8 protein-coding genes and 1 pseudogene are annotated in these 7,816 nt (G+C 66.5%); 4 read left to right on the forward strand and 5 right to left on the reverse strand.

Features of this window, described 5'->3' with window-relative positions:
- The 3 genes from D6M19_RS33770 to D6M19_RS33780 form a co-directional block, all read right to left on the reverse strand.
- A partial coding sequence (locus D6M19_RS33770) for a serine/threonine-protein kinase (protein ID WP_234835169.1) occupies positions 1-1,074 on the reverse strand: 1,074 nt, incomplete at its 3' end.
- A 22-nt stretch (positions 1,075-1,096) separates the two neighbouring features.
- A complete protein-coding gene (locus tag D6M19_RS33775) occupies positions 1,097-1,963 on the reverse strand; it encodes an SPFH domain-containing protein (protein ID WP_123029641.1) in 867 nt (288 codons plus the stop codon).
- A gap of 63 nt (positions 1,964-2,026) precedes the next feature.
- Entirely contained in the window at positions 2,027-3,073 is a 1,047-nt protein-coding gene (locus D6M19_RS33780) for an oxygenase MpaB family protein (protein WP_123029642.1), read from the reverse strand.
- A gap of 70 nt (positions 3,074-3,143) precedes the next feature.
- On the opposite strand from D6M19_RS33780, the gene D6M19_RS33785 reads away from it, so the two are divergent.
- Positions 3,144-3,728: a TetR/AcrR family transcriptional regulator gene (locus tag D6M19_RS33785; protein WP_123029643.1), complete on the forward strand. Its 585-nt coding sequence runs from the start codon at positions 3,144-3,146 to the stop codon at positions 3,726-3,728.
- Here D6M19_RS33785 and D6M19_RS33790 read toward each other — a convergent pair whose 3' ends face one another.
- Complete coding sequence (locus tag D6M19_RS33790) at positions 3,729-4,202, reverse strand: hypothetical protein (protein WP_123029644.1); 474 nt, start codon at positions 4,200-4,202, stop codon at positions 3,729-3,731.
- 65 nt (positions 4,203-4,267) lie between these two features.
- Entirely contained in the window at positions 4,268-4,741 is a 474-nt protein-coding gene (locus tag D6M19_RS33795) for a hypothetical protein (RefSeq protein ID WP_123029645.1), read from the reverse strand.
- A gap of 284 nt (positions 4,742-5,025) precedes the next feature.
- Between D6M19_RS33795 and D6M19_RS33800 the strand changes: the two genes are divergently transcribed.
- From D6M19_RS33800 to D6M19_RS34630, 3 genes and pseudogenes are all read left to right on the forward strand, one after another.
- Positions 5,026-6,024, forward strand: coding sequence for an acyl-ACP desaturase (locus D6M19_RS33800; protein WP_123029648.1), 999 nt, complete (start codon positions 5,026-5,028; stop codon positions 6,022-6,024).
- 77 nt (positions 6,025-6,101) lie between these two features.
- Positions 6,102-7,235 carry a tRNA dihydrouridine synthase DusB gene (gene dusB, locus D6M19_RS33805; RefSeq protein ID WP_123029646.1) on the forward strand — a complete coding sequence of 378 codons (1,134 nt, stop codon included), beginning with the start codon at positions 6,102-6,104 and terminating at the stop codon, positions 7,233-7,235.
- Positions 7,236-7,408: 173 nt separating this feature from the next.
- Positions 7,409-7,816: pseudogene (locus D6M19_RS34630) on the forward strand (hypothetical protein); the annotation flags it as partial.

Consider the following 7,816-nt stretch of genomic DNA (forward strand, 5'->3'; position numbering starts at 1 on the left):
GGCTCGGAGATGTGTATAAGGGGCAGATGGTGTCGGGGGCGGCGCGGGCGTCGATGTGCTGGTGCCGACCTGTTCTGGTGCCGACGGCTGCTGGCCGGGATCGAAGATCAGGAGGACGGCCGCCAACACGACGGCGGCGAGGACGGCCGCGACCGCGAGCAGCGTCCGGCGCCTGCTCGATCGTGGCTGCGGCGCGACGACCATCGTGCTCGCCGGCGGCAGCGGCTCGGCGAGCACCCGCGTGGGCGGCCGCGCCGAACTCTGTTGCGGTGCAACGTGTAAGGCCGCGCGCATATCCTCGGCGCTGGCGAATCGCCATCGTGGATCGCGGGCCATCGCCCTCTCGATGGTCGCGGTCAGTCGCGATTCCACATCGGGCCGCACCACTGCCAGCGGTTGCGGTGTGTCCTCGACAATCGCCCGCGTCAGCGCAGGGAGGCTCTCATGCGGGAACGGCTTGCGGCCGGCCAGCGCCTCATAGCCGACCACACCGACCGCGTACAGATCGTCGGAGACGGTGGCGGGCCTGCCCATCAAGCGGTCGGCGCTGAGGTACGCCATCGTCCCGACGATCTGTCCTGTCATCGTGACCGACGCCCCAGCGCTTTTCGCGATGCCGAAATCCGCGACCTTTGCCTCGCCGGAATTCGTGAACAGAATGTTCGCGGGTTTGATGTCCCGATGTAGCACCCCGGCGGCGTGTGCTGCGGCCAGCGCCGACAGGACGTCGCCCAGAGCCTTGCGCACCCGCTCCTGCGCCAGCGGACCGCGCGACAGTTCGTCGGCCAACGTCCACCCGGACAGACGCTCCATCACGATGAAGGGAATGCCTGCGTGCTCGCCGCTGTCGTGCACCGCGACGATGTGGGGGTGGGTCAGGCCTGCTGCGGCTCGCGCCTCGGTCTCAAAGCGGCGACGGTCGCCGGGTTGCACGCTGAAGGCCGGATGCATCAGCTTGACCGCGACGGGGCGGTCCAACCGAAGGTCCCAGCCGTCGCGAACTTCTGCCATTCCACCGCGGCCCAGAACCCCCCGCAGCTCATAGCGGCCGCCTAGAACTTCTGGCGCCTGCACACCGTCAACGCTAGCGCGACGGTCAACGCGCAGGAACGGTTGGCACCGCCGACGTGCCGGGCCAGCAGCCCAGCGGGCTGATGTTGCCTTCCCGCGCGGCGTCCAGACATTTGCTGACCAACACATTCGGGTTGTCGGAAACCGACCCCGCCAAGATCTCGTTGGCCCTGGCTTCGGCCTCCGCGGTCTTGGCCCGCTGCTCGGCGACGCGCGTGTTCGCCTTCTCGACATTGAGCGCGTTGATGCGGCTCTGCGTCGCATCGTCGTAGTTCACCAGCGGCACAATGACGTTGAGAATCTCGATCTGATCGCCGACCTTGGTGCGAAGCTTCTCGGCAACCTTGTCGCCGAGCGCCTGGACATTGGTGCCCTCTGAGTTCTCCGGTGACAACGGGTCGAAATCAGCGAATACCTCGTTGAGCGCCGCCCTGAGCTCGCGGGTGACGAGGTTGTCGCGGACGTTGTCGAATTCCCGGTAGTCGAGGAACAGCTCGTCGGCGGCCGCGGGCTGAATCCGCCACCGGACGCTGTTGTCGACGTAGGCGGTCGAGTTGTTCCCGAGCCGCACGGTGGTGGCGCTTTCGCCGGTGTGGTTGTCGATCTGGATGGTGCCGTTCATCTCGGTCACGTTCTGCCACGGCGCCTTCACGTGAAGACCATTGGGCAGCGTGCCGCTTGGCCTGCCGAACGTCGTCACGACGCCGACGTTGCGGGTCGACACGATCGTCGTCGAACCGAGAAGCAGAACGAAGACCGCAAGCCCACCGGCGATGACGGCGATACGCAGCGCCTGCGTCCTACCTTTGGGGTTTTTCGATGTGGCCCTGATGAGCAGGGCGACGATGGTGACGACTAGAAGCAGCATTGCCGCAAACACTTGCCATGGCATTGCCGAATCGTAGCGGCGACCCGCGCGGAAATCTGCGGGCGCTGTCCGCCGGTACAGCCGGGGCTATCCCACAGGCACGTTGGGACAGTAGTGCTTGCCGTCGTCGCGGTGCCCGACCGGCGGCAGGTTGCGTGCCGGTGTCTCCACCAACGGCGCGTCTGAGGGGAGCCGGCCGGTCGCACGGTCGAATGCGCTGCGCTTGCGCGGATGCATCATCATGCGTTTGGGCGTCAGTGTGGTGACCAGGTGCACCAGATTCCCGAGACGGCGGTGCAGCCATTCCTGGCGAGCCGACCAGGTGTAGCCCAACAGGTCACGAACAGGCGGGTCGTAGAGGCCGACGGTGACGAACACCAGGAACCGTTCCATCACCTTCAGGTTCAGCCGCCACATCCAGTCCGGGATCCACTCGAGCGACGGGTGCTTGGTCATGGTGGACAGATCGAGCACTTCGCGCGTCGCGTAGTTGTCCTCTAACACGTTGTTACACATGTGATCCCAGTACTCCTGGAATTCCTCCCAGCTGTTGGGCACCGGCCGCATGCTCATCCCGTACATCCGGTACCAGGTGACGTGCTCATCGAACAGCTGGCGCCTCTGGGCCTCGGTCAGCCCGCCCCTGAACCGTTCGGCGGCCAGCAGAACGGACTTGAAGAAGGTGGCGTGCGCCCAGTAGAAGACGTCGGGGTTCAACGCGCTGTACCGGCGTCCCTGCTCGTCGACGCCCTTGATACCGATGTGGTAGTCGCGCACCTGCGCGCCGGTCTTCGGTGAGCGGTCACCGTCGAACACGACCCCACCGATTGGATACACCGACCGGTACAGCCGAGGCATCCGCTCCATGAAGAAGATCGAGTGGTCCTTCACCGCAGCGCCCAGCTGCGGATGCATGTTCTGCATCGAGCCGGCCCAGGAGCCCTGCAACATACCGGTCCACTGGCCGAAGTACTTCCACGTCAACGAATCGGGGCCGAGGGGCTCGGGCAGTGCGTCGTAGCCTCCCCCTGACACGGGGCAACCCGATGCGACCGGAGCGGTTTCGTCCCCCTGCCCTTCGGGCGGGTGGTGCCCCTGGGCCGTCGGGCATACCTCGGACGTATCTTGAGTCACTGATGTGCTTTCGGTCGGCGTCAGATGGCATTCTGACTACGTACGTTGTCACTAATAGTCTAGGAGTGATGTGGCTGCGGGTCAACGACGGGGCCGATGGTCGGGCGTTCCGCTCCGGGACAGGCAGGCGCTGCGCCGCGACGACCTGATCGCCGCTGGCGTCAGCCTGCTTGGTAGCGAGAGCGGGCCCGCCCTCACGGTGCGCGCGGTGTGCAAGGCGGCCGGACTCACCGAACGCTACTTCTATGAGAGCTTCTCCGACCGCGACGAATTCGTCGGCGCCGTTTACGACGACGTCTGCACAAGGGCAATGTCAACGCTGTCGTCGTCGACCACCGCACGCGACGCCGTCGAGCGGTTCGTTGCCCTGATGGTCGACGACCCCACGCGCGGCCGCGTGCTTCTGCTGGCACCTGCGGTCGAGCCCGTGCTGACCCGATCGGGCGCCGACTGGATGCCCAGCTTCATCGAACTGCTGCAGCACAAGCTGACCCGCATCGCCGACCCCGCCGTGCAGGCCATGGTGGCCACCGGCCTGATCGGCGCGCTGACGACCCTGTTCACCGCTTACTTGAACGGCCGCCTGACGGCCACCCGCGAACAGTTCATCGACTACTGCGTCGACATGCTGCTCAGCAGGGTGTCGAGCTACTGATTAACCGGCCACCTGGCCCGCCACCCCCGGAAGCTCGCCCGCCTCAGCGAGTTCGGCTTCCTCGCTTTGCGACGCCGCGGCGGCCTCCTCGGCCTTGGCGGTGAAGTCGCGGCCCGCCGGACTGGCCGCCGAAGGGCCAGGCACGGTCGCCGTCGCAGCGCCGCGGTTGCAGTTCAAGGTCAGCAAGACCTCGCCCTCGTCGCTGCCGAAGTACACGTCGTCGGGGATTGGTCGGTAGAACGAACCGTCCACAGCCCTTGTGACGAGGCAGGCACCCATCGCGTCCTGGCGAGAGCCGACGGTCACCGAGACCTTCGGGATCCCGCCGTCTTCCTCGATCGCGGCGACCGCGTCCTCATACGTCATGCCGTCGACGTCGGGCAGCGCCGACGCGGCGCCCGCGCCGAACAGCCCGAGCACTCCCGCCGCAGCCGCGGCGGCGCCGACAGTGACCGCAGAAATGATGATTCTCATCGTCCGAGCGTGACAAACACTCGCTGTGAGATCGCGAAGAGGAAGAGGAGTGAGGCGGGTGCTAACTACCCGGTCGGGATGTCCTCGGCGGCGGTGTCACCGGGAACTTCACCTGCTTCGGCGAGTTCGCCTTCCTCGCTCTGCTGGGCGGCGGCGGCCTCTTCAGCCTTGGCCGTGAAGTCGCGGCCCGCCGGGCTGGCGGCCGAGGCGCCAGGTGTGGTGGCCGTGGCTGCACCGCGGTTGCAGTTCAGCGCCAGCAGGACCTCGCCGTCGGCGTGCCCGAATTCGCCCTCGGAGTCGCGAACGAACGGAGCGTCGGTGGCGTTGGTGACGAGGCAGTCGCCCATCGCGTCCTGGCGGTCGCCGACGGTCACAGAGATCTTCGCCGTGCCGCCGTCTTCCTCGATCGCCGAAACCGCGTCGCCGTACGTCATTCCCACCACATCCGGTGCGGCGCTGGCGATGCCTGCGCCGAACAGGCCGAGCGCAACCCCCGCGGCGCCAATGGTGCCAGCCGAAATGATGATCTTCTTCAACATGCCCGCCTATGTCTAAGGTCTACGGTTGCCAGGAGTGTAGGCGCCCTTCATTGCCTGCGGAAACCATACCGCCGTCCGGGGCAACCCGCGAGCAGTACCGCCGTAGTCGCTGCGCGCAAAACCCGGCGAGAATCGTGACCTTATAGACGCGGCGACACGGGCGCCACAACTTGATGTCACCGGGGTACACAGATATATTGACTGCAACCAACAGGTACAGATAAATCCAGGGGACCGTCCAACGCATGACGGCAAACCCCGCCCCCAAGGAGGACGCAGGGCCGATGCACGAAAACCTGACTGACCTGCACCTGCTGAAAGAGCTCGAGCCAGTTGTCGAGAAGTACATGAACCGGCACCTCTCGATGCGCAAGGACTGGAACCCCCACGACTACATTCCGTGGTCGGACGGCAAGAACTATTACGCCCTCGGCGGCCAGGATTGGGAGCCAGGACAGTCGGTGCTGTCCGAGGTCGCGCAGGTGGCCATGGTGCAGAACCTGCTGACCGAGGACAACCTGCCGTCCTATCACCGCGAGATCGCGATGAACTTCGGCATGGACGGCGCGTGGGGCCAGTGGGTGAATCGGTGGACAGCCGAGGAGAACCGGCACGGCATCGCGCTGCGCGACTACCTCGTCGTCACCCGCGCCATCGATCCCGTCGCGCTGGAGACCCTGCGCCTCGAGCAGGTGACCCGTGGATTCAGCCCGGGCCAGAACCAACAGGGCGACCTGTTCGCCGAGAGCCTCTTCGACTCCGTCATCTACGTGACGTTCCAGGAGCTGGCCACCCGCGTGTCGCACCGCAACACCGGCAAGGCATGCAACGAGACGATCGCCGATCAACTCCTGCAGCGTGTTTCGGCCGACGAGAACCTGCACATGATCTTCTACCGCGACGTCAGCGAGGCCGGCTTCGACATCGCACCGGACCAGGCAATGCACTCGCTGCACCGCGTGCTGCGCAACTTCAAGATGCCAGGGTTCACCGTTCCGGAGTTCCGACGCAAGGCCGTGATCATCGCGGTGGGTGGGGTATACGACCCGCGCATCCACCTCGACGACGTCGTCATGCCAGTGCTGAAGAAGTGGCGCATCTTCGAGCGTGAGGACTTCACCGGCGAGGCCGCCCGGATGCGTGACGACCTCGGTGTGCTGGTCGAAGAGCTCGAGGAGACGTGCGACAAGTTCGAGGTCGCCAAGCAGAAGCGCCTTGAGCGGGAGGCCAAGAAGGCCGAGCGGCTGAGCGCCAAGAAAGTTCTCGCGTCATCTCCGTCCTGACCGAACCCCGCGCGCAGCTTCCTGCGGGCAGCAGCGATGGACCCGCGCACGCAGCGCAGGCGACGACCGGGGGGTCGTTGAGAATCGGGCCCATCGCGCTGGCCAGCCCCGTCGTGCTTGCGCCGATGGCAGGCGTCACGAACGTCGCATTCCGGACACTATGCCGCGAACTCGAGCTCGTAAGGGCCGGCACCGTCAGCGGGCTGTACGTGTGCGAGATGGTCACCGCCCGCGCGCTGGTCGAACGTCATCCGGTGACGCTGCACATGACGACGTTCGGGCCGGACGAGTCACCACGGTCGCTGCAGCTTTACAGCGTCGACCCGGACAACACCTACGCCGCGGCCAAGATGATCGTCGATGAGGGCTTGGCCGATCACATCGACATGAACTTCGGCTGCCCCGTACCGAAAGTGACCAGGCGCGGTGGCGGCGCGGCGCTGCCCTTCAAACGCAGGCTGTTCGGGCAGATCGTGGCCGCTGCGGTACGCGCAACCGACGGGTCGAACGTCCCGGTCACCGTGAAATTCCGAATCGGCATCGACGACGCCCACCACACCCACCTTGACGCAGGACGGATCGCGGCCGAGGAGGGCGCAGCCGCCGTCGCACTGCATGCCCGCACTGCGGCGCAGCGCTACTCCGGGACCGCCGACTGGGAACAGATCGCTGCACTGAAGGCTCACGTGACCAGCATTCCGGTGCTCGGCAACGGCGACATATTCGACGCCGACGACGCGCTGGCCATGATGGCCGACACCGGCTGCGACGGCGTCGTCATCGGCCGCGGCTGCCTTGGCAGGCCGTGGCTGTTCGCCGAGCTGTCCGACACCTTCGCCGGGCGCGAGAGTGTGAGACCGCCCACACTCGGCGAGGTCGCCACGATCATCCGCAGGCACGGTGAGCTGCTGAGCGCCCACTTCGGCGAGGACAAGGGCATGCGCGACATCCGCAAGCACGTCGCGTGGTACCTGCACGGATTCCCCGCAGGAGCCGAGCTTCGCCGGGCATTGGCGCTGGTCAAAACGCTGAGCGAGCTCGACGGACTGCTCGGCGACCTGGACTCCGACGTGCCGTTCCCGCGTGCGGCCACCGGCCCCCGCGGACGTCAGGGGTCCCCGGCTTCGGTGGCGCTCCCGGACGGCTGGCTGACCGATCCCGACGACTGCACGGTGCCGAGCGGCGCCGATGTGATGCATTCCGGTGGGTGAACCGAGACCATCTCGACATTACGTCTCTCAGGATCTCTAAGTACCATATGAGTCTTGTCGTTATTGGCTCCAGACGCGGGGCCACGGATATCGCTGCTTCACTCGGGCGGCAGCGCAGCGGCTGATGCGCACCGGCGCGCACGCTGCTCACACGGTCGGAGGCCAGTAGGGACATGAGTGACGGCGATAACGCCACTCCTGGTCGCCCGCGCGCGTCCGATTCGAACGGCGATAACCAGTGGCTTACCCGATCTCCGCTGCCACCGCGGTCCGCCGCGCCGTGGGAGCGCAAACCGGATGCTCAGCCCGAGGAACCCGAAACCGCCTCGCAGACGAATAACCACACCGACGGTGTGACGGTCGCCGACCTGATCGCGAAGGTCACCGGTTCCGCGCCGACGGACCTCCCGAGCAGGCACGCTGCGCCCGAACCCGAACCCGAGCCGTCACCGACGCCTCCCCGTGCCGCGGCACCTCCTGCGCACAAGCCACCTGCGCGCCCCGCCCCGCCCCCGCCCCGCCCGCCGCACGGGGCGGCGTCGGTCCGCCCCTTATCCCCATCCGACCCTGCCGACCAAGGA

It is taken from the genome of Mycolicibacterium stellerae, from assembly GCF_003719305.1.
GTDB classification, from domain to species: domain Bacteria; phylum Actinomycetota; class Actinomycetes; order Mycobacteriales; family Mycobacteriaceae; genus Mycobacterium; species Mycobacterium stellerae.

What these genes read in the sequence shown, in the direction of transcription:
- D6M19_RS33775 (WP_123029641.1), bottom strand. Translation starts at nt 1,963, where the DNA reads ATGCCATGGCAAGTGTTTGCGGCAATGCTGCTTCTAGTCGTCACCATC.
- D6M19_RS33790 (WP_123029644.1), bottom strand. Translation starts at nt 4,202, where the DNA reads ATGAGAATCATCATTTCTGCGGTCACTGTCGGCGCCGCCGCGGCTGCG.
- D6M19_RS33795 (WP_123029645.1), bottom strand. Translation starts at nt 4,741, where the DNA reads ATGTTGAAGAAGATCATCATTTCGGCTGGCACCATTGGCGCCGCGGGG.
- D6M19_RS33800 (WP_123029648.1), top strand. Translation starts at nt 5,026, where the DNA reads ATGCACGAAAACCTGACTGACCTGCACCTGCTGAAAGAGCTCGAGCCA.